General features: G+C 73.0%; 22 protein-coding genes. 6 read left to right on the plus strand and 16 right to left on the minus strand.

The genetic code is table 11. From position 1 onward, the window contains the following. Window positions 1–16 precede the first annotated feature (16 nt). Both ACZ5NW_RS10035 and hisI read right to left on the minus strand, forming a co-directional pair. Window positions 17–1,504 carry an anthranilate synthase component I gene (locus ACZ5NW_RS10035; RefSeq protein WP_468743311.1) on the minus strand — a complete coding sequence of 496 codons (1,488 nt, stop codon included), beginning with the start codon at window positions 1,502–1,504 and terminating at the stop codon, window positions 17–19. Window positions 1,505–1,515: 11 nt separating this feature from the next. Continuing rightward, window positions 1,516–2,025: a phosphoribosyl-AMP cyclohydrolase gene (gene hisI / locus ACZ5NW_RS10040; protein ID WP_468743312.1), complete on the minus strand. Its 510-nt coding sequence runs from the start codon at window positions 2,023–2,025 to the stop codon at window positions 1,516–1,518. 118 nt (window positions 2,026–2,143) lie between these two features. Between hisI and ACZ5NW_RS10045 the strand changes: the two genes are divergently transcribed. Continuing rightward, window positions 2,144–2,779, plus strand: coding sequence for a TIGR03085 family metal-binding protein (locus ACZ5NW_RS10045; protein ID WP_468743313.1), 636 nt, complete (start codon window positions 2,144–2,146; stop codon window positions 2,777–2,779). Window positions 2,780–2,822: 43 nt separating this feature from the next. On the opposite strand, the gene ACZ5NW_RS10050 is transcribed toward ACZ5NW_RS10045, so the two are convergent. From ACZ5NW_RS10050 to hisD, 10 genes are all read right to left on the minus strand, one after another. Then, window positions 2,823–4,064 (minus strand): MFS transporter, encoded by a 1,242-nt coding sequence (locus tag ACZ5NW_RS10050; RefSeq protein WP_468743314.1) that lies wholly within the window; start codon window positions 4,062–4,064, stop codon window positions 2,823–2,825. A 29-nt stretch (window positions 4,065–4,093) separates the two neighbouring features. After that, window positions 4,094–4,684, minus strand: a complete 591-nt coding sequence (locus ACZ5NW_RS10055; RefSeq protein WP_468743315.1) for an ArsR/SmtB family transcription factor — start codon at window positions 4,682–4,684, stop codon at window positions 4,094–4,096. Between the two features lie 124 nt (window positions 4,685–4,808). Further along, window positions 4,809–5,564 carry an imidazole glycerol phosphate synthase subunit HisF gene (gene hisF, locus ACZ5NW_RS10060; RefSeq protein ID WP_468743316.1) on the minus strand — a complete coding sequence of 252 codons (756 nt, stop codon included), beginning with the start codon at window positions 5,562–5,564 and terminating at the stop codon, window positions 4,809–4,811. Then, complete coding sequence (locus ACZ5NW_RS10065; RefSeq protein WP_468743317.1) at window positions 5,561–5,965, minus strand: RidA family protein; 405 nt, start codon at window positions 5,963–5,965, stop codon at window positions 5,561–5,563. The genes hisF and ACZ5NW_RS10065 overlap by 4 nt, the downstream gene beginning before the upstream one ends. Before the next feature lie 16 nt (window positions 5,966–5,981). Continuing rightward, complete coding sequence (gene priA, locus ACZ5NW_RS10070) at window positions 5,982–6,704, minus strand: bifunctional 1-(5-phosphoribosyl)-5-((5-phosphoribosylamino)methylideneamino)imidazole-4-carboxamide isomerase/phosphoribosylanthranilate isomerase PriA (protein WP_468743318.1); 723 nt, start codon at window positions 6,702–6,704, stop codon at window positions 5,982–5,984. Next, the gene (hisH, locus tag ACZ5NW_RS10075) at window positions 6,704–7,342 is read right to left on the minus strand and encodes an imidazole glycerol phosphate synthase subunit HisH (protein ID WP_468743319.1); all 639 of its coding nucleotides are present in this window, start codon (window positions 7,340–7,342) and stop codon (window positions 6,704–6,706) included. Before hisH ends, priA begins: the two co-directional genes overlap by 1 nt. Beyond that, the gene (locus tag ACZ5NW_RS10080; RefSeq protein WP_468743320.1) at window positions 7,342–7,506 is read right to left on the minus strand and encodes a hypothetical protein; all 165 of its coding nucleotides are present in this window, start codon (window positions 7,504–7,506) and stop codon (window positions 7,342–7,344) included. The genes hisH and ACZ5NW_RS10080 overlap by 1 nt, the downstream gene beginning before the upstream one ends. Then, window positions 7,503–8,096, minus strand: coding sequence for an imidazoleglycerol-phosphate dehydratase HisB (gene hisB, locus ACZ5NW_RS10085; protein ID WP_468743321.1), 594 nt, complete (start codon window positions 8,094–8,096; stop codon window positions 7,503–7,505). Before hisB ends, ACZ5NW_RS10080 begins: the two co-directional genes overlap by 4 nt. Then, the gene (locus tag ACZ5NW_RS10090) at window positions 8,096–9,205 is read right to left on the minus strand and encodes a histidinol-phosphate transaminase (protein WP_468743322.1); all 1,110 of its coding nucleotides are present in this window, start codon (window positions 9,203–9,205) and stop codon (window positions 8,096–8,098) included. The genes hisB and ACZ5NW_RS10090 overlap by 1 nt, the downstream gene beginning before the upstream one ends. Further along, on the minus strand, window positions 9,202–10,527 hold the full coding sequence (hisD, locus tag ACZ5NW_RS10095) for a histidinol dehydrogenase (protein ID WP_468743323.1): 1,326 nt from the start codon (window positions 10,525–10,527) through the stop codon (window positions 9,202–9,204). The genes ACZ5NW_RS10090 and hisD overlap by 4 nt, the downstream gene beginning before the upstream one ends. 178 nt (window positions 10,528–10,705) lie before the next feature. Between hisD and ACZ5NW_RS10100 the strand changes: the two genes are divergently transcribed. The 4 genes from ACZ5NW_RS10100 (at window position 10,706) to ybaK (ending at window position 14,697) form a co-directional block, all read left to right on the plus strand. After that, complete coding sequence (locus tag ACZ5NW_RS10100; protein ID WP_468743324.1) at window positions 10,706–12,280, plus strand: oxidoreductase; 1,575 nt, start codon at window positions 10,706–10,708, stop codon at window positions 12,278–12,280. 118 nt (window positions 12,281–12,398) lie between these two features. Beyond that, complete coding sequence (locus ACZ5NW_RS10105) at window positions 12,399–13,418, plus strand: hypothetical protein (RefSeq protein WP_468743325.1); 1,020 nt, start codon at window positions 12,399–12,401, stop codon at window positions 13,416–13,418. 11 nt (window positions 13,419–13,429) lie between these two features. Beyond that, complete coding sequence (locus ACZ5NW_RS10110) at window positions 13,430–14,170, plus strand: LON peptidase substrate-binding domain-containing protein (protein WP_468743326.1); 741 nt, start codon at window positions 13,430–13,432, stop codon at window positions 14,168–14,170. A gap of 23 nt (window positions 14,171–14,193) precedes the next feature. Continuing rightward, window positions 14,194–14,697, plus strand: a complete 504-nt coding sequence (gene ybaK, locus ACZ5NW_RS10115) for a Cys-tRNA(Pro) deacylase (protein ID WP_468743327.1) — start codon at window positions 14,194–14,196, stop codon at window positions 14,695–14,697. A gap of 15 nt (window positions 14,698–14,712) precedes the next feature. Here ybaK and ACZ5NW_RS10120 read toward each other — a convergent pair whose 3' ends face one another. The 4 genes from ACZ5NW_RS10120 to ACZ5NW_RS10135 all read right to left on the minus strand — a co-directional run bounded on the left by ACZ5NW_RS10120 (window position 14,713) and on the right by ACZ5NW_RS10135 (window position 18,660). Beyond that, window positions 14,713–15,381 (minus strand): AAA family ATPase, encoded by a 669-nt coding sequence (locus ACZ5NW_RS10120; RefSeq protein ID WP_468743328.1) that lies wholly within the window; start codon window positions 15,379–15,381, stop codon window positions 14,713–14,715. 95 nt (window positions 15,382–15,476) lie between these two features. Next, the gene (locus ACZ5NW_RS10125; protein ID WP_468743329.1) at window positions 15,477–16,298 is read right to left on the minus strand and encodes an ABC transporter permease; all 822 of its coding nucleotides are present in this window, start codon (window positions 16,296–16,298) and stop codon (window positions 15,477–15,479) included. Window positions 16,299–16,362: 64 nt separating this feature from the next. Next, window positions 16,363–17,382: an ABC transporter ATP-binding protein gene (locus ACZ5NW_RS10130; protein WP_468743330.1), complete on the minus strand. Its 1,020-nt coding sequence runs from the start codon at window positions 17,380–17,382 to the stop codon at window positions 16,363–16,365. Between the two features lie 63 nt (window positions 17,383–17,445). Next, window positions 17,446–18,660, minus strand: a complete 1,215-nt coding sequence (locus ACZ5NW_RS10135) for an NYN domain-containing protein (RefSeq protein WP_468743331.1) — start codon at window positions 18,658–18,660, stop codon at window positions 17,446–17,448. Window positions 18,661–18,884: 224 nt separating this feature from the next. On the opposite strand from ACZ5NW_RS10135, the gene ACZ5NW_RS10140 reads away from it, so the two are divergent. Next, window positions 18,885–19,049 (plus strand): hypothetical protein, encoded by a 165-nt coding sequence (locus ACZ5NW_RS10140; RefSeq protein WP_468743332.1) that lies wholly within the window; start codon window positions 18,885–18,887, stop codon window positions 19,047–19,049. Window positions 19,050–19,076: the final 27 nt, after the last annotated feature.

Consider the following 19,076-nt stretch of genomic DNA (forward strand, 5'->3'; position numbering starts at 1 on the left):
CTTTCCGGAAAGCGCCCTATCGCGCGAGCCGGTTGGCCGTGTGGACCGCTCTGAGGACCGCCGCCGCCTTGTTGCGGCACTCCTGGTCCTCGGCGAGCGGGTCCGAGTCGGCGACGATGCCCGCGCCCGCCTGGACATGGGCGGTGCCGTCCCGCAGCAGGGCGGTGCGGATGGCGATGGCGGTGTCGGAGTCGCCCGCGAAGTCGAGATAGCCGACGCAGCCGCCGTACAGCCCGCGCCGGGACGGCTCCAGTTCGTCGATGATCTGCATCGCGCGCGGCTTGGGCGCGCCGGAGAGGGTGCCGGCCGGGAAGCAGGCGGTGAGGACGTCGAAGGCGGTGCGGCCGGCCGCGACCCGTCCGGTGACGGTGGAGACGATGTGCATCACGTGCGAGTACCGCTCGATGGACATGAAGTCCACGACCTCGACGGAGCCGGGCTCGCAGACGCGCCCCAGGTCGTTGCGGCCGAGGTCGACGAGCATCAGGTGCTCGGCACGCTCCTTGGGGTCGGCGAGGAGCTCGTCGGCGAGGGCCTGGTCCTCCTGGGGGGTCGCCCCGCGGTGCCGGGTGCCGGCGATGGGGTGGACCATCGCCCGCCCGTCCTCGACCTTCACCAGGGCCTCGGGGGACGAGCCCACGACGTCGAAGCCGTCGAAGCGGAACAGGTACATGTACGGCGACGGGTTGGTCGCCCGGAGGACCCGGTACACGTCCAGCGCGCTGGCCGTGCACGGTGTCTCGAAGCGCTGCGAGGGGACGACCTGGAAGGCCTCGCCCGCACGGATGCGCTCCTTGATGTCCTCCACGGCCTCCTGGAAGTCCGGGCCGCCCCACCGGGCGGTGTACTCGGGCAGCTCGGAGGGGGGCAGGACGGCGGGCGGCTGGGGCACCGCGCGCGCGAGGTCGGCCTGCATGGCGTCCAGGCGGGCCACGGCGTCGGCGTACGCCTCGTCGACGCCGGTGTCGAGGTCGTTGTGGTTGATCGCGTTGGCGATCAGCAGGACCGAGCCCTCCCAGTGGTCCATGACGGCGAGGTCGCTGGTGAGCAGCATGGTCAGCTCGGGCAGCCGCAGGTCGTCGCGCTCGCCGGGGCCGATCTTCTCCAGGCGGCGCACGATGTCGTAGCCGAGGTAGCCGACCATGCCGCCGGTGAAGGGCGGCAGGCCCTCGTGGTGCGGGGTGTGCAGGGCCTCGATGGTGGCGCGCAGGGCAGCCAGCGGGTCGCCCTCGGTGGGGACGCCGACGGGCGGGGTGCCGAGCCAGTGGACCTGGCCATCGCGCTCGGTGAGAGTCGCGGCGGAGCGGACGCCCACGAAGGAGTAGCGGGACCATTGAAAAGCGGTGCGGCCGTTCTCCGCGGACTCCAGCAGGAAGGTGCCGGGGCGCTCGGCGGCGAGCTTGCGGTAGAGCGCGACCGGGGTGTCGCCGTCGGCGAGGAGCTTGCGCGTGACCGGGATGACACGCCGGTCGATGGCGAGCTTGCGGAAGGTCTCGAGGTCCATGGCGGCAGACCTTACTGATCGGAGGCGGGTCGGCCGGAATCGACGGCGGGCTCGGGCGGCAGGTCGGCGTCCGCGCGGGGCGTGTCGGCCTCCTCCCCTGCCGTGTCGGCTTCCTTGAGGAGCACGTCGGCGTCGAAGCACGTGCGCTCGCCGGTGTGGCAGGCGGCGCCGACCTGGTCGACCTTGACGAGCACGGTGTCGGCGTCGCAGTCGAGGGCGACGGACTTGACCCACTGGAAGTGGCCGGAGGTGTCGCCCTTGACCCAGTACTCCCGGCGGCTGCGCGACCAGTAGGTGCAGCGGCCGGTGGTGAGCGTCCGGTGCAGCGCCTCGTCGTCCATCCAGCCGAGCATCAGCACCTCACCCGTGTCGTACTGCTGGGCGATGGCGGGGACGAGCCCGTCGGCGCTGCGCTTGAGGCGCGCGGCGATCTCCGGGTCGAGGCCGGTGGAGGACTCACCGTGGCGCGCAGCGCCTCCATCGGGGGCGGTGGCCGGGGGACGGGCGGGCGTGCTGGTCATGGGTGCCATTGTGCCGCGCGGCACCGACAGTGACGGTGCGCTGTCCAGGGTGCGGACCCCTCGGCGTGGACGGCCCCGCCCGCTGCGCCGGTCCGGAGCGTGGTCGTAGGCTGACGTCATGTCGACCTTCGCCAAGCGTGAACGGCTTCTGCTCGCCGACCTCTTGGAAACCGCCGGTCCCGAGGCACCCACCCTGTGCGAGGGGTGGCTGACCCGTGATCTCGCCGCGCACGTGGTGGTGCGCGAGCGCCGGCCCGACGCCGCCGGGGGCCTGCTCATCAAGCAGCTCGCGTCCCGCCTCGACAAGGCCATGGAGGAGTTCGCGGCCAAGCCGTACGAGGAGCTGATCCAGCTGATCCGTACGGGCCCGCCGCGCTTCTCGCCCTTCCAGCTCAAGCAGATCGACGAGGCCTCGAACATCATCGAGTTCTACGTCCACACGGAGGACGTCCGGCGCGCCCAGCCGGACTGGACGCCGCGTGAGCTCGATCCGGTGTTCCAGGACGCCCTGTGGTCGCGGCTGGAGCGCACGGCCCGGCTGACGGGCCGCGGCTCCCCCACCGGCCTGGTCCTGCGTCGCCCGGACGGCCGTACGGCGGTCGCCCATCGCGGGACCCCGGTGGTGACCGTCACGGGCGAGCCGTCGGAGCTGCTGCTGTTCGCCTACGGGCGGCAGAGCGCCGCCAAGGTGGACGTGGACGGCGACGCGGACGCGATCGAGAAGCTGCACGGCGGCAAGCAGCTCGGCCTCTGAGCCGTCATCCGAGCCGTCGGCCCGGGAACCGCCGGCCCGGCCCTCACGGCAGTTCGGCGCGGCGCAGCTCGCGGGCGCACAGGACGACCGCTCCGCCGAGGCCGCTCACCGCCGCGCAGGTCGCGAAGACCGGGCCGGTGCCCCACAGGGAGACGGCCCAGCCGACCACGGGGAAGGTGAGCGGCGCGACGCCGAAGCCGACCAGCGTGGAGACCGCCGTGACCCGGCCGATGTAGGCGGCGCCCGCCCGGGCCTGGACGAGTGCGCCGCACAGGGCTCCGGACAGACCGGCGGACAGGCCGATGAGCAGCGCGACCCCGGCCGCGGCCGCGACGGAGGCCTCCTGGGCGAGGGCGGCGATGGCCAGGGCGGCGAGCAGGTTCGCCGCGGCGGCCACCGCTCCGGCCCGGGGCACACGGCCGCGCCAGGTGAGCAGCAGCGAGGCCGCGCCGGCGCCGGTCCCGAAGCCGGCGAGCACCCATCCCATGCCGGTGGAGCCCCAGTCGCGCTGCTCGGCGAGGAGGGTCAGGCCGAGGTTCATCGGGCCGACGAAGCCGAGGTCGCTGAGGGCGGCGGCGATCACCAGCGGACGCAGGACGGGGTCGCGCCGGACATGCCGCAGTCCGTCCCGCAGTTCGGCCAGGACGCCGGCACGGGCGCGGAGGTCGTCCGGGGGGAGCTCCCCGACGCGCACGACCGACAGGAGCGGCAGGGACATGCCAACCAGGAGGGCGGCGAGGCCGAACGCCCCGGCGGTGCCGCCCAGGGCCACCCCGAGGCCGCCGAGCGGACCGCCGAGGACATTGGCCAGCCGGGTGGCCAGGCCGCGCATGCCCTGCACCCGGGCGAGCTGGCTCCGGCCGGCGATCCGGGCCGGCAGGGCGCCCGCGGCCGGGAGGAACACGGCGTCGACGACCCCGAAGAGGACGGCCACCGCACCCAGCGCCCACAGGCCCGGGCGGGAGACCAGGAGCAGCACGGCCGCGGTGAGGACCAGGGCGGAACGCACCCCGGTGCTGCCGAGGACCACCCGGCGCGGACCGTACCGGTCGGCCACCACTCCCCCGCCCAGCATCAGCAGGGAGCGCGGCAGCGCGCTGGCCGCGGTGACCAGTCCGGCCTGGGCCGGCGTGCCGGACTGGACGGCGGCCCAGGACAGGGCGATGTAGTACACGTTGTCGCCGATGGCGGACGAGGCGTAGCCGCCGAGCCAGCGCAGGACGTTGGGGTCGCGATGGGCCGGCATGTCCTGCGGGCCGGTCCGGGCGACGAGCGTGGTGGTCACGACGGACCGTCCTCTCGGGTATCGGCGTCTCAGACGCGGAACGGGAAGCCGTACGTGTGCACCGCGACGTTCTCGCGGCCCTCGGTGTCACCGGCGGCGACGGCGGCGCGGCCGAGCTCCTCGTACTTGCGGACGACGGCGTACATCTCCTTCGACAGCCGGGTCAGTTCGTCCGGGGTGAGTCGCAGCAGCCACTCGGAGGACTCGGAGGCGGTGTTCCACTCGGCGCCCCAGTGGGTGCGCTCGTCCAGGAAGCGCCGGTACATGTCGGCGCGCTGCTCGAAGAAGAGGCGGCTGGCCGCGGTGTGCGCGGCGGCCTTCTCCGGGGCGTCCCTGAAGTCCTCGTCGTGGATGGACACGCCCTGCGAGGCGGGCTGCCACCACCGCTCCCGGCCGTCCGTGCTCTGCGTCTCGGCCTCCTCGATGAGCTCGTGCTCGGCGAGCTTGCGCAGGTGGTAGCTGACGAGCGACACGGCCTCGTCCACCTGTTCGGCGAGCTGTGAGGCGGTCGCGGTGCGGGCGATCGTCAGGGCCCGGTACAGCTTCATCCGCAGCGGGTGCGCGAGCGCCTTGAGCGTGCCCACGTCCTTGATCCGGCGGTCTCTCTCCTGCTCTGCCATGCCACTACGCTAGATACACAAGAAATATTGCGCAACAGATTTTGCGCAACTCCTCTTTCGCATCTGGGCACGAGTAAGCCCCGGCCACCAGGTGACCGGGGCTTACTCGCTGCCTCGCACGGCGTCAGCGCACCGGATGTCCCGCCCCCCGCAGCTCCTGCTTCACTTCCCCGATCCGCAGGTCGCCGAAGTGGAACACCGACGCCGCGAGCACCGCGTCCGCGCCCGCCGCGACGGCCGGCGGGAAGTCGGCGAGCTTGCCCGCGCCACCGGACGCGATCAGCGGGACGGTGACGTGCTTGCGGACGGCCTCGATCATCTCGATGTCGTAGCCGTCCTTGGTGCCGTCCGCGTCCATCGAGTTGAGCAGGATCTCGCCCGCGCCCAGCTCCGCGGCTCGGTGCGCCCACTCCACGGCGTCGATGCCGGTGCCCCGGCGACCGCCGTGGGTGGTCACCTCGAAGGCCCCGGACTCCGTGCGGCGGGCGTCCACCGACAGCACCAGCACCTGGCTGCCGAACCGCTCCGCGATCTCCCGGATCAGCTCCGGGCGCGCGATCGCGGCCGTGTTGACGCCCACCTTGTCGGCGCCCGCCCGCAGCAGCCGGTCCACGTCCTCGGGCGTGCGCACCCCGCCGCCCACCGTCAGCGGGATGAACACCTGCTCGGCGGTGCGGCGCACCACGTCGTACGTCGTCTCACGGTCGCCCGAGGACGCGGTGATGTCCAGGAACGTCAACTCGTCGGCGCCCTCGGCGTCGTACACCTTGGCCATCTCGACGGGGTCGCCCGCGTCGCGCAGGTTCTGGAAGTTGACGCCCTTGACGACCCGGCCGTTGTCCACGTCCAGGCAGGGGATGACTCGGACCGCCAGGGTCATGAATCCACGGCTCCTCTGTACGCCTCTAGTTCCACTTCGACCAGGATGCGCGGATCGACGAAGCCCTCCACGACCAGCAGGGTGGAGACCGGGCGCACGGAGTCGAACAGCTCCTTGTGCGCGCGGCCCGCCTCGTCGACGTCCCGCAGATGGGTCAGAAACATCCGGGTCCGGATCACCGAGTCGGGGCCCAGCCCGAACTCGGCGATCGCCTCCAGCGCGCTGGTGAACGCCACCTTGGCCTGCTCGTACGGGTCGCCCTCGCCGTACAGCACCGGGCCCTTGAAGGACGTGGTGCCCGCCACCAGCACACGGTCGCCCGCCGCGACGGCCCGTGCGAAACCGAAACTCTCCTCCCAGGGGCTTCCGCTCTGCACCCGCCGTACGCCGTCGGACGTCATGACACCGCGTCCCTTGTCACGAGGTAGCCTCCAGGGCCTCTTCCAGGGTGAACGCCTTCGCGTACAGGGCCTTCCCGACGATGGCGCCCTCGACACCGAGGGGTACCAGCTCGGCGATGGCCCGCAGATCGTCCAGCGACGACACACCGCCGGACGCCACGACCGGCCGGTCCGTGGCCGCGCACACATTGCGCAGCAGCTCCAGGTTCGGGCCCTGGAGGGTGCCGTCCTTGGCGATGTCCGTCACCACGTACCGCGCGCAGCCCTCCTTGTCGAGGCGCTCCAGCGTCTCGTAGAGGTCGCCGCCGTCGCGGGTCCAGCCGCGGCCGCGCAGGGTGGTGCCGCGCACGTCGAGGCCGACGGCGATCTTGTCCCCGTGCTCGGCGATGACCTTGGCGACCCACTCGGGGGTCTCCAGGGCGGCCGTGCCCAGGTTGACGCGGGTGCAGCCGGTGGCGAGGGCGGCGGCCAGCGAGGCGTCGTCCCGGATGCCACCGGAGAGCTCCACCTTGATGTCCATCGCCTTCGTCACCTCGGCGATGAGGTCACGGTTGTCGCCGGTGCCGAACGCGGCGTCCAGGTCGACCAGGTGCAGCCACTCGGCGCCCGCCCGCTGCCAGGCGAGGGCGGCCTCCAGCGGAGAGCCGTACGACGTCTCCGTCCCGGACTCGCCGTGCACGAGGCGGACGGCCTGGCCGTCACGGACGTCGACGGCGGGGAGGAGTTCGAGCTTCGACATCAGAGGGTTCCGATCCAGTTGGTCAGCAGCTGGGCTCCGGCGTCGCCGGACTTCTCGGGGTGGAACTGGGTGGCCCACAGCGCGCCGTTCTCCACGGCGGCCACGAACGGCTTGCCGTGTGTGGCCCAGGTCACCCGGGGCGCGCGGAGCAGCGGGTTGTGCACTTCGAGAGTCCAGTCGTGGACCGCGTAGGAGTGCACGAAGTAGAACCGGGCGTCGGCGTCGAGGCCGGCGAACAGCTCGGATCCCGCCGGGGCGTCCACGGTGTTCCAGCCCATGTGGGGCACGATGTCGGCCTGGAGCGGCTCGACCGTGCCGGGCCACTCGTCGAGGCCCTCGGTCTCCACGCCGTGCTCGATGCCGCGCCCGAAGAGGATCTGCATGCCGACGCAGATGCCCATCACCGGGCGGCCGCCGGACAGGCGCCGCTCGATGATCCAGTCGCCGCGGGCCTCCTTCAGGCCCTTCATGCACGCGGCGAAGGCGCCGACGCCCGGAACCAGGAGTCCGTCGGCCGCCATGGCCCGGTCGTAGTCACGGGTTATCTCGACGGCGGCGCCGGTGCGGGCGAGGGCGCGCTCGGCGGAGCGGACGTTGCCGAAGCCGTAGTCGAAGACGACGACCTTCTTCGGGCTCATCAGTTCCACACCTCCAGCCGGAGAACCCCCGCGACGAGACACATGGCGGCACCGATGGAGAGCAGCACGATCAGGCTCCTCGGCATGTCCTGCTTGACGAAGGAGATGATGCCGCCGACGAGGAAGAGGCCGACGACGATCAGGATGGCGGAGAGGCCGGTCACAGCGCGCCCTTCGTCGATGGGAGGATGCCGGTCGCGCGCGGGTCGCGTTCGGAGGCGTAGCGCAGGGCCCGGGCGAGGGCCTTGAACTGGCACTCCACGATGTGGTGCGCGTTGCGTCCGTAGGGCACGTGCACGTGCAGGGCGATCTGGGCCTGGGCGACGAAGGACTCCAGGATGTGCCGGGTCATCGTGGTGTCGTACTCGCCGATCATCGGCGCCATGTTCTCGGGCTCGGTGTGCACGAGGTAGGGGCGGCCGGACAGGTCGACGGTGACCTGGGCGAGGGACTCGTCCAGCGGGACCGTGCAGTTGCCGAAGCGGTAGATGCCGACCTTGTCGCCGAGGGCCTGCTTGAAGGCGGCGCCGAGGGCGAGGGCGGTGTCCTCGATGGTGTGGTGCGCGTCGATGTGCAGGTCGCCCTCGGTCTTCACGGTGAGGTCGAACAGACCGTGCCGGCCGAGCTGGTCGAGCATGTGGTCGTAGAAGCCGACGCCGGTCGACACATCGACCTGGCCGGTGCCGTCGAGGTCGATCTCGACGAGGACCGAGGTCTCCTTGGTGACCCGCTCCACACGTCCTACGCGGTTCATCAGTCCAGCTCCTTCTTCAGGTCACGTACCGCGTCGAGGAACGCGTCGTTCTCTTCGGGCGTACCGGCGGTGACCCGCAGCCAGCCCGGCACGCCGTTGTCCCGGACCAGGACGCCCCGGTCGAGAATCCGCTGCCACGCGGCGTGCGCGTCGGCGAAGCGCCCGAACTGCACGAAGTTGGCGTCGGAGGCGGTCACCTCGTAGCCGATCGCGCGCAGTTCGGCGACCAGCCGGTCGCGCTCGGACTTCAGCTGCTCGACGTACTTCAGCAGCGTGTCCGTGTGCTCCAGGGCGGCCAGGGCGGTCGCCTGGGTGACGGCCGACAGGTGGTACGGCAGCCGTACGAGCTGGACGGCGTCGACGACCGCCGGGTGCGCGGCGAGGTAGCCGAGGCGCAGTCCGGCCGCGCCGAACGCCTTCGACATCGTGCGGGAGACGACGAGATGCGGCCGTCCTTCGAGCAGCGGCAGCAGCGAGTCGCCGTGGCTGAACTCGATGTACGCCTCGTCGACCACCACGATCGACGGCTTGGCCGCCTGCGCGGCCTCGTACAGCGCGAGGACGGTCTCGGGCGGGACCGCGTTGCCCGTGGGGTTGTTGGGGGTGGTGACGAAGACGACGTCGGGCCGGTTCTCGGCGATCGCCTTCCCGGCGGCGTCGAGGTCGATCGTGAAGTCCTCGCCCCGCGGCCCGGAGATCCAGCCGGTGCCCGTGCCGCGCGCGATGAGCGCGTGCATCGAGTACGACGGTTCGAAGCCGATCGCCGTACGGCCCGGTCCGCCGAAGGTCTGCAGCAGCTGCTGGATGACCTCGTTGGAGCCGTTGGCCGCCCAGACGTTGGCCATGCGGACCTCGTGGCCGGAGGTGTCCGTGAGGTACTGGGCGAGCCGGGTGCGCAGCTCGACCGCGTCCCGGTCCGGGTAGCGGTTGAGGTCGCGGGCCGCCTCGCGCACCCGCTCGGCGATCCGCTCGACCAGCGGCTCGGGCAGGGGGTAGGGGTTCTCGTTGGTGTTCAGCCGTACGGGGACGTCCAGTTGGGGCGCACCGTAGGGGGACTTGCCGCGCAGCTCGTCCCGTACGGGAAGATCGTCGATCCTTACGTCGCTCACTTGCTCTCCGGAACCTTCCAGCCGAACCTCGCCTTGATCGCCGCGCCGTGCGCCGGGAGGTCCTCAGCCTCCGCCAGCGTCACCACGTGATGCGCGACCTCGGCCAGCGCGTCCCGCGTGTAGTCGACGATGTGGATGCCGCGCAGGAAGGACTGGACGGACAGGCCGGAGGAGTGGCAGGCGCAGCCACCGGTGGGCAGCACGTGGTTGGACCCGGCCGCGTAGTCGCCGAGGGAGACGGGGGCCCAGGGGCCGATGAAGATCGCGCCGGCGTTCCGCACCCGGTCGGCCACTGCGGCGGCGTCGGCCGTCTGGATCTCCAGGTGCTCGGCGCCGTACGCGTCGACGACCCGCAGGCCCTCGTCGACGCCGTCGACCAGGACGATCGCGGACTGCCTGCCCTTGAGCGCGGGGACGATCCGGTCGTCGATGTGCTTGCTGGCCGCGACCTGCGGCTCCAGCTCCCGCTCCACCGCGTCCGCGAGCGCCACGGAGTCGGTGACCAGCACGGCCGCCGCCAGCGGGTCGTGCTCGGCCTGGCTGATGAGGTCGGCGGCCACGTGCGCCGGGTCGGCCGTGTCGTCGGCGAGGATCGCGATCTCGGTCGGGCCGGCCTCGGCGTCGATGCCGATCTTGCCGGTGAAGTAGCGCTTGGCGGCCGCCACCCAGATGTTGCCGGGGCCGGTGACCATGGTGGCGGGCGGGCAGGACTCGGTGCCGTGGGCGAACATCGCGACGGCGGTGGCGCCCCCCGCGGCGTACACCTCGTCGACGCCGAGCAGGGCGCACGCGGCGAGGATCGTCGGGTGCGGCAGGCCACCGAACTCGGCCTGGGCGGGGGAGGCGAGGGCGATCGACCCGACGCCGGCCTCCTGCGCTGGCACCACGTTCATCACCACGGAGGACGGGTAGACCGAGCGGCCGCCCGGCGCGTACAGCCCGACGCGGTCGACCGGCACCCATTTCTCGGTGACCGAGCCGCCGGGCACCACCTGCGTCGTGTGGGTCGTGCGGCGCTGCTCGCGGTGGACGAGGCGGGCGCGGCGGATGGACTCCTCCAGGGCCTCGCGCACGGCCGTGTCGAGCTCGTCGAGCGCCTTCTGGAGCGCCTCGGCGGGCACCCTGACCTGGTCGAGCCTCACCCCGTCGAACTTCTCCGCGAAGTCGATCAGCGCCGCGTCGCCCCGATGATGCACGGCTTCGCAGATCGGACGCACCTTCTCCAGGGCGGCCGAGACGTCGAAGTCGGCTCGGGGCAGCAGGTCGCGCAGGGCGGGGCCCTCGGGGAGGGCGTCGCCGCGCAGATCGATTCGGGAGATCACGGTGCCAATTCTCGCAGACCCCTGTGACAAGCCGTCCGCGCGTATCAATGGCTGATACAGAACGTGGCCGGAACCCGGAAGATCTTCTTCACGTCTTGTGTTCCAGGCGTCACTCAACGGGCATGAACATCTGTGCGAACCAGGAGACCCGTGAGTACCCGGGGAGGAAGTGACAGGTGTGACCGAGGGGGCCGGCATTCGGGCCGGGGACCTGCCGGACGATCTGACCGCCGCCGAGGCCGGCATGTGGCAGGCCTTCCGCAACGGCACCGGATACGACCTGAGCAGCGGCGACGCGCTCGTCGACGACCCGCACGGCGGACGGCCGTGGGGCGCGGAGCGGACCGTGCGGGCGCGGATCGTCGCCTGGCTGCTGCTGGACGGCCCGCCCGCGCTGGCGGGCCGGGTGGCGTCGTTGAAGCTGGCCGGGGTGCTGATCAGCGGCACCCTGGACCTGGCGGGCGGCACGGTGGTGCCGTACGTGGAGATGAAGCGCTGCCGCTTCGAGAAGGAAGTGCTGCTGCCGGAGGCCCGTTTCACGACCGTGCGCATGGTGGACTGCTCGGTGCCGCGCCTCGAAGCCGCCCGGGTGCACACCGAGGGCGATCTGCATCTGCCGCGGTGCCGCTTCCAGCGCGGGATCCGGCTCACGGACGCGCACATCGGCACGGACCTGCTGCTCAACCAGGCGATCGTGCACCCCGATCGCACCGGCCGGTCCATCGTCGGCGACGGCATGACCGTCGGCCAGGACCTCCAGGCCGAGCTCCTGGAGTCGCACGGCGAGCTGAGTCTGCGCAGCGCCAAGGTCGGCGTGTCGCTGAGCCTGCGCGGGGCCCGGCTGGCCCATCCGCAGGGCCGCGCGCTGAACGCGCCGCAGCTGACCGTGGAGCGCGCGCTGTACCTGACCCCGGCCGGCATCGGCGTGCAGGCGGCGAGCGGGGCGACCCCGGCGCAGGGGACGCGGATCCAGCGGTTCGAGTGCCGGGGCGGGGCGCGGCTGGACGACGGGCGGTTCGGGGACGCGGTCGACCTCCAGGGCGCGCGGTTCCTCCTCGGCGACGCGCAGGAGCTGTCGCTGCGCCGGGTGCAGACGCCCGAGCTGCGCTTCCTCGGCGAGCGGCCGCAGCGCGGCAAGGTCGTGCTCTCCGGCGCGCGCGTGGTCAACCTGGTGGACCGGGCGAGCGCCTGGCCGGAGCCCGGCAACCTCCACATGGGCGGCTTCTCCTACGAGAACCTGGTGCCGCGGGGCCCGTTCCCGCTCCAGGAGCGGCTGAAGTGGGTGGCGGCGGCGACCGCCGAGTACAACCCGGAGCCGTACGAGCGGCTGGCGGCGGTCCTGCGGGCGGGCGGCGAGGACGAGGACGCGCGCGAGGTGCTGCTCGCCAAGCAGCGCCACCGCCGTACGACCCTGCCGCCCGCGGCGAAGCTGTGGGGGTACGCGCAGGACTGGACGGTCGCCTACGGCTACCGGCCGGGCCGGGCGGCCGTGTGGATGGCGGTGCTGTGGGCGGCGGGCTCGCTGGCCTTCGCGCGCGCGGGACACCCGCCGGCCGACCCGGGCCGGCCCGCGCAGTGGAGCCCGGCCCTGTTCGCGCTCGACCTGCTGCTCCCGGTGATCGACCTGGGCCAGGCCGACCGCTGGCAGCTGCGGGGTGGCTGGCAGTGGCTGTCGACGGCGATGATCGTGCTGGGCTGGATCCTGGCGACGACGGTGGCGGCGGGGGCGACGAGGCTGCTGCGACGCAGTTGAGCGGCCGGGATTCGATGATGGTTGAACCATCACCTTTTACCGCTCCTTGACTTTCCGGCGTACAACTTTCCGCCGCCTTACCGTTCCCTCTGGCGCTGCGTCGACCTGCGGCTTTTCAATGGTCGACACCATGGCTCTGCTGCCCCCGTTCATCCGCACGGCCCGCTCCCCGAAAGCCGTGCCGAGCCTTGCCGCCGCCGGACTGCCGGCCGACGACGAGGTGCTGCTCGACGCGCCGGACGAGCGTCTCGGCCCCGCGCTGGTCGCGGCCGGGCAGGACCGTTACGGGCCGGCCGCCGCGCTCCTGGCCGGCACGCGCGCGCGGGGCGAGTGGGAGAACCGCGACCGGTACGCCGTACGCCTGGCGTCCTTCGCGCACGCGCGGCCCGACTGGTTCGAGGAGTGGCGCGCCGCCGCCCCGCGCGACCCGGACGTCCTGCTGGTCTCCGCCCAGCTCGCGGTGGACCGCGCCTGGCGCTCCCCGGCCCGCGCGGAGCTGCTGCGCGAGGTGAGCCCGCTGATCACGGCGGCCGCCGGGAGCTTCGACCGCGACCCCGTGCCCTGGCGGATCGCGCTCGACCACGCGCGCGGGGCGCGCGCCGGCCACAAGTACTTCGGCGAACTGTGGGAGGCGGCGGTCCGCCGGGCCCCCCACCACTACGGCTGCCATGTGGCCGCCCTGCGCTATCTGGCCGCCTCCTGGCACGGCTCGCACCACGAGTGCTTCGACTTCGCCGAGCTCGCGGCCCAGGACGCCCCGGCCTCCTCCCTCGTCCAGGCGCTGCCCCTCCAGGCGGCGTTCGCCTATCTGACGGACGGCTGCGGGCCCCGGGTGGACGGCGGGCGGCTGAACGCGGCCGCCGACCGGGCGATCGTGCTGTCCGCCGGCTTCCCGGTGGCCGACCCCTGGCCGGCCGAGATCCGCAACGTCCTGACGTACGTCCTGGCCCGCCTGAACCGTCGCGAGGACGCCCTCGTCCAGCTGCGCCTGCTCGGCCCCTACGCCACGTCCTTCCCCTGGGACCAGGAGTCGGAGGAGCCGCTGGGCCACTTCCTGGCGGTGCGCGAGGCACTTCTGCGCGGCGAGCCGCTGCGTCCGCCCCGCCTCGCGGACCACCGCACGCTTCCGGACCACTAGGCTCTGACGTCGTGACCACCGCCCGACTGTCGCTCTTCCCCCTGAACTCGGTGCTGTTCCCGGGGCTCGTGCTGCCCCTGAACGTCTTCGAGGAGCGCTATCGCGCCATGATGCGCGAGCTGCTGAAGACGCCCGAGGAGGAACCGCGCCGGTTCGCCGTCGTCGCCATCCGCGACGGCCACGAGGTCGCGCCGAGCGCGCCGGGCATGCCCGATCCGACGGCGCTGCCGCAGCGCGGCCCGGCGGCGGGCTTCGGCCCGGACCCGCTGAAGGCGTTCCACTCCGTGGGCTGTGTCGCCGACGCCGCGACGATCCGCGAGCGGGCCGAGGGCACGTTCGAGGTCCTGGCGACGGGCACGCGGCGCGTACGGCTGCTGTCGGTGGACGCGTCGGGCGCGTTCCTGACGGCCGAGGTGGAGGAGCTGCCGGAGGAGCCGGGCGACGAGGCGGGCGCGCTCGGCAAGGGCGTGCTGCGGGCCTTCCGCCAGTACCAGCAGCGGCTCGCGGGCGCGCGGGAACGCTCCCTGGCGACGGGCGCGGACCTGCCCGACGACCCGTCGGTCGTGTCCTACCTGGTGGCCGCGGCGATGATGCTGGACACGCCGACCAAGCAGCGGCTGCTCCAGGCGCCCGACACGGCCTCCCGGCTGCGGGACGAGCTGAAACTCCTGCGCGCGGAGACGGCGATCATCCGTAATCTGCCGTCGTTGCCCGCGGCGGAACTGACCCGCGCGCCCACGAGCCTGAACTGAGCCCGTATCTCCGTAGGTAGGACATGGCGAAGAAGTCGAAGAACCAGCAGCAGTCCGGTGGAACCCCGGCGACGGTGGCCCTGACCGCGGCGGGCGTGGACTTCACGGTCCACTCCTACGACCACGACCCGAGCCACCCCTCCTACGGCGAGGAGGCGGCGGAGGCGATGGGCGTCTCGCCGGACCGCGTGTTCAAGACCCTCGTCGCGGACGTGGACGGCAGGCTGACGGTGGCGGTGGTCCCCGTCGCGGGCCAGCTGGACCTGAAGGCGCTGGCGGCGGCGGTGGGCGGCAAGCGGGCGGCCATGGCGGACCCGACCCTCGCGGAACGCACCACGGGCTACGTGCGCGGCGGCATCTCCCCGCTGGGCCAGCGCAAGAAGCTCCCCACCGTCCTGGACGCGTCGGCACAGGCCCACACGACGATCTGCGTCTCGGCGGGCCGCAGGGGCCTGGAGGTGGAACTCACCCCGTCGTCCCTGGCCACCCTGACGGACGCGACGGTGGCCCCGATCGGCCGGACCTGACCCCCGGGGGCGCGGTCATCCCGCGGGCGGTGCCGGGTACGGCTCGTACGCCTCGGGATCGCGGGGTCCGAACAGCGCCGTGAGGCCCAGGTGGACCAGCAGGGCGGCGAGCGGCCAGGCCAGCAGCGCCCCCTTCGCGCCCAGCTTCAGCGGCGCCGAGAAGGTGACGCCCTTGCCCACGCTCTTCGCGTGCGCCAGCACGTCGTCCGCGGGCCCCAGCCAGACTCCGAGCCGCCACGCCAGCAGCGCCCCGAGCAGACCGCCCACGCCCAGTGCCACCACCAGCGGCACGCCGCCGCGCCGCCGCCACAGGAACACCGACACCGCGCTCAACACGCCGAACCCCAGGCCCAGCAGCGCGAACGTCCCGTCGACGCCCACCGCCTGCTCGCCTTCGGTGTCCTTCAGATAGACGACCCAGCCGCCGTCCACCACATCGCCGACGAGCGGCACCCGCGGCGCCAGCCACACCCACAGCAGTCCGAGCAGCACTCCGGCGACGGCGACGCCCACCGTGACCACGGCGGCCTCACGCAGTTCGGTCTTCATCCCGGGCCCCTCATCCGGCAGGGCGTCGTACGGCGGTACGGGCGCCCCGGACGCGTATCCCCCGGTCGGAGGCGGCCACGCCCCCTGCGGAGACGGTTCGTGCGGCGGCGGAGGCGGAGTCAGCGGTGCGGTCACCCTGCCATCGTGCCAGGCCCACCTGAGTGACGCTTCACCAGATCACGCCCCGGCCCCGCACGGGCCGCCGCGCGCCCGGCCGGCACCGGTCCGCCTCAGCGAACGGCGGCCCGCCGGTAGGCCCACGTGGCCACGGCCAGCGACACGACCCCGACCCCGGCGCACACGGCGAGATCGCCCACCACGAACGCCCAGTCCGGCCGCGCCGAGAAGGTCCTCGCCAGCGCCTCCACGCCGTACGTGGACGGCAGCAGATCCCGTGCGACCCGCACCACCTCGGGCATCCGCTCGGGCGGCAGCACGCCCAGCAGCAGCGCCGCCGACATCCCCAGCTGCCCCAGCACGGTCGCCAGCTCCGGCCGCGGCGCGAGCAGCCCGAAGGCCGCGCCGAGCCCGGACAGCGCGGCCCCGGCCAGCGGGATCACCGCGGCCAGCACCCACAGATGGGTCAGCGGCAGCCCGAACAGCACACAGCCGAAGATCGCGGTCAGCACGGTCCCCGGCACGGTGAAGGAGGCGTACGCCCCGGCCGCGCCCAGCACCACGGCCGCCGGCGGCACGGGCAGCGTCGCGTAGTGGTCGAGCCCGCCGCTCGCGCGCAGCTGCCCGAAGTACTGGGCGAGCAGGTTCAGCGCCACGAAGGCGACGACGAGGACGGCCGACCCGGCGACCACCGACTCCGCCTCGCTCCCGCCGTCGACGACACCCCGCATCATGATCAGGATGCCGACCGACTGGAACGTCGCGACGAACAGCAGCGGGATGCGCGCCACCCGGGCCCGCGACAGCTGCGCCCGGTAGACGGCCACCAGCGACGGCCACAGCCGCGCCCGCGGCCCGAGCTCGGCCGCTTCCCGGACCGGCTCGTCCACGGCCGGGACGCGGCCCGACAGCGCTTCGGCGGGTACGACACTCACGTGGAGCAGCTCCTCTTCCCTACGGCTCTCACACCGCCCCTTACGGATCCGGCCGCCCACGCGCTCACGCCCGCACCAGTCCCTGCCGCGCGGCCCCGCCCAGAGCGAGATACACGTCCTCCAGGCTGGGCGTGGCGAGGGTGAAGTCGTCCAGCGCGGCGAAGGCGGCACCGCCGGTGACGGTGGCGACGATCGCGCGGGCCTCCTCGGGCGCCAGCCGCAGCGTCCAGCGCCGCCCGGACTCGGCGGCCCGCTCGCGCAGCGCGGCGACCTCGGGCACGTCCAGCGGCGCCCGCTCCCGCCACACCAGCTCGACCCGCACCTCGCCCGCGACCCGCTCCTTGAGACCGGTGGGCGTGTCGCAGGCGATGATCCGCCCCTGGTCGAGGACGGCGACCCGGTCGAGGACCGTCTCGGCCTCGATGACGTTGTGGGTGACCAGCAGCACGGTCGTGCCGTGCTCGGCGCGCCGACGGTCCACCGCGGACCACACGGCCCGCCGTGCGACGGGGTCCATGCCCGTGGTGGGCTCGTCCAGCACCAGCAGCGGCCGCTCCCCCACGAGCGCGGAGGCGAAGCACGCCAGCCTGCGCTGTCCGCCGGAGAGCTTGCGCAGCGGCCGTCCGGCGATGGGCGTGAGGCCCAGCTCGTCGAGCACGCCGTCCCGCGCGGCGCGCGCCCGGCGTGCGTCGAGGCCGCGCAGCCGCCCGGTGGTCTCGGCGGCGAGGGACACGGTCAGCTCGTCGAGGGCGGTGGACTCCTGGCCGAGGTAGGCGAGCAGGCGCGCGGCCCGCTCCGGGTGGCGCACGATGTCGTGTCCGAGGATCTCGACGCTGCCCGCGTCGGGCCGCATCAGCCCGGTGAGCTGGCGGACGAGGGTGGACTTGCCGGCCCCGTTCGGCCCGAGCAGCCCGAAGATCTCACCCCGCCGGATGTCCAGCCGTACGTCGTCGGTGGCCCGCACCTCTGGCGTCGCGGGAACGCCCCGCCGGCCCCGGAGCGCCGGGTAGGTCTTGGTCAGCCCGCGCACGGCGCAGACGACCTCGTCCCTGTGCCGGAGGGCCGGCGCCGCGCGCGTACTCACAAAGGACGAGGGTACGGGGTCGGGCGCTTTCGCTCGCCGTCGGGGGCGTCCCGAACGCCCGGTTCAGTCCCCCGCCGGAGCGTGTTCCGCGGCCGTCCGGACACCGATGACCCGCCAGAACCCCGCGCGGATCGCGTACCGGTCGTGTTCGTCGATCTGGTCGTCCTTGTGGGCGAGCAGCCCGAAGCGGGCGGCGTACCGCAGCAGTTCGCCGTCGATGCGGTGCGGGATCCTCGGGTACATCCCGGTCAGCCGCTGTAGATGGCCCTGGTCGCCGAGGCGTTCCATCCAGCGCCGGGCGAAGACCTGCCCCACCTCGTAGGGGTCGCCGCCCACGGTGGTGATGTCCTCCTCGCGGTCGGCCCACCGCTGTTCCGCCGTGGTCAGCTGGGCGAGCGTCGGCATGGAGGAGGCCTCGGCGGGCTCGGCGGCGACACCGGGCCGGTCCACCCAGCCCTTGTCGGAGGACCACCGCAGGGTCGCGGTGGCGGGATGCTGCACCGCCTGGACGCCGGGCGCGCGCAGGGCGGCGAGGTCCTTGGGGGTGGGCACGCCCTTCGTCGCGGGGAGCGGCTCCCGGCTGCCGTGCTCGGCCCCGGCGGCGGCGTGCTCGCCCTCCTCGGCGGGCCGCTCGGGGGCGGGGGCGAGCGGGGCGTCGGGCAGCGGCGCGGAGAGGATCGCGGCGATCTCGGGCCGGGGCACGGGCGGCGGCGCGCACACCCCGCCGAGCTCCTTGGCGCGGACGGCCTTGGTGATCCACGTACGGTCCAGGACGCGGCGTTCGTCGGCCTCCGCGACGAGGTCCTCGGACTGGTTGTAGTCGCCGTCGGCGGCCTGGACGGCCCACAGGTGGACGGCGACGCCGTGTTCCTTGGCGGCCATCATGCCGGGCAGCAGATCGCCGTCGCCGGTGACGAGGACGACATCGGAGCAGGCGCGGTTGCGGGCCAGCTCGGTCAGTTCGGCGTGCATGGCGGCGTCCACGCCCTTCTGCGCCCAGCGGCCGTCGCTGCGGGTCAGCGCGCCCAGGCGCACGGTGACCCGGGGCATGACGCGCAGCCGGCGGTGCTCCGGCTGCGGGACGCGGTCGGGGGCGCCGTCGAACCAGTAGATGCGCAGCAGGGGCCGCTCGGTGTCGGACTCGGCCTGTTCGCGCAGTCCCTGGACGAGGGCGGCGTGGTCGACCGTGATCCGGGACCGGGAGGGTTCCCCGGCGAGGAGGCTGGCGGCGGCGCCCAGCAGATACCCGGCGTCCACCAGGACGATGCAGCGGTCCACGCGACTCACCCTCTTCCCTGGAGGTTTGGTTCGGGCTTGCTTCGAGTCTGCCCGACCGTCGGGAGGTTAACGGCCCGAACTCGATCTTCGGCGTGGCGTTTCGGTGCCCCGACGCGCGAAGGAACCCGTGTCACACAGGGTAATTATCCGAAATGCGCCGAGTGTCAGCCTATGTGAATCTGGTCCCGGCCCTGGCCCCTAGATTCCCCCACGGAGGCTCCCCCATGGCCAAGAACAAGAAGCAGAACCGTAAGCAGCCGCAGTCCGAACGCGCTCAGCAGCAGGCCCAGCAGACCTCGATGGAGGCGCAGGCCGAGCAGCACGCCGTCCAGGTGACCCCGGGCGACATGGCGCGCAAGGGCCGGCAGAAGAGCTTCGGTCACAACTGATATCCGCAGGACGGGTCGTCGAGACCC

This window comes from Streptomyces sp. NPDC032126 (genome assembly GCF_055580085.1).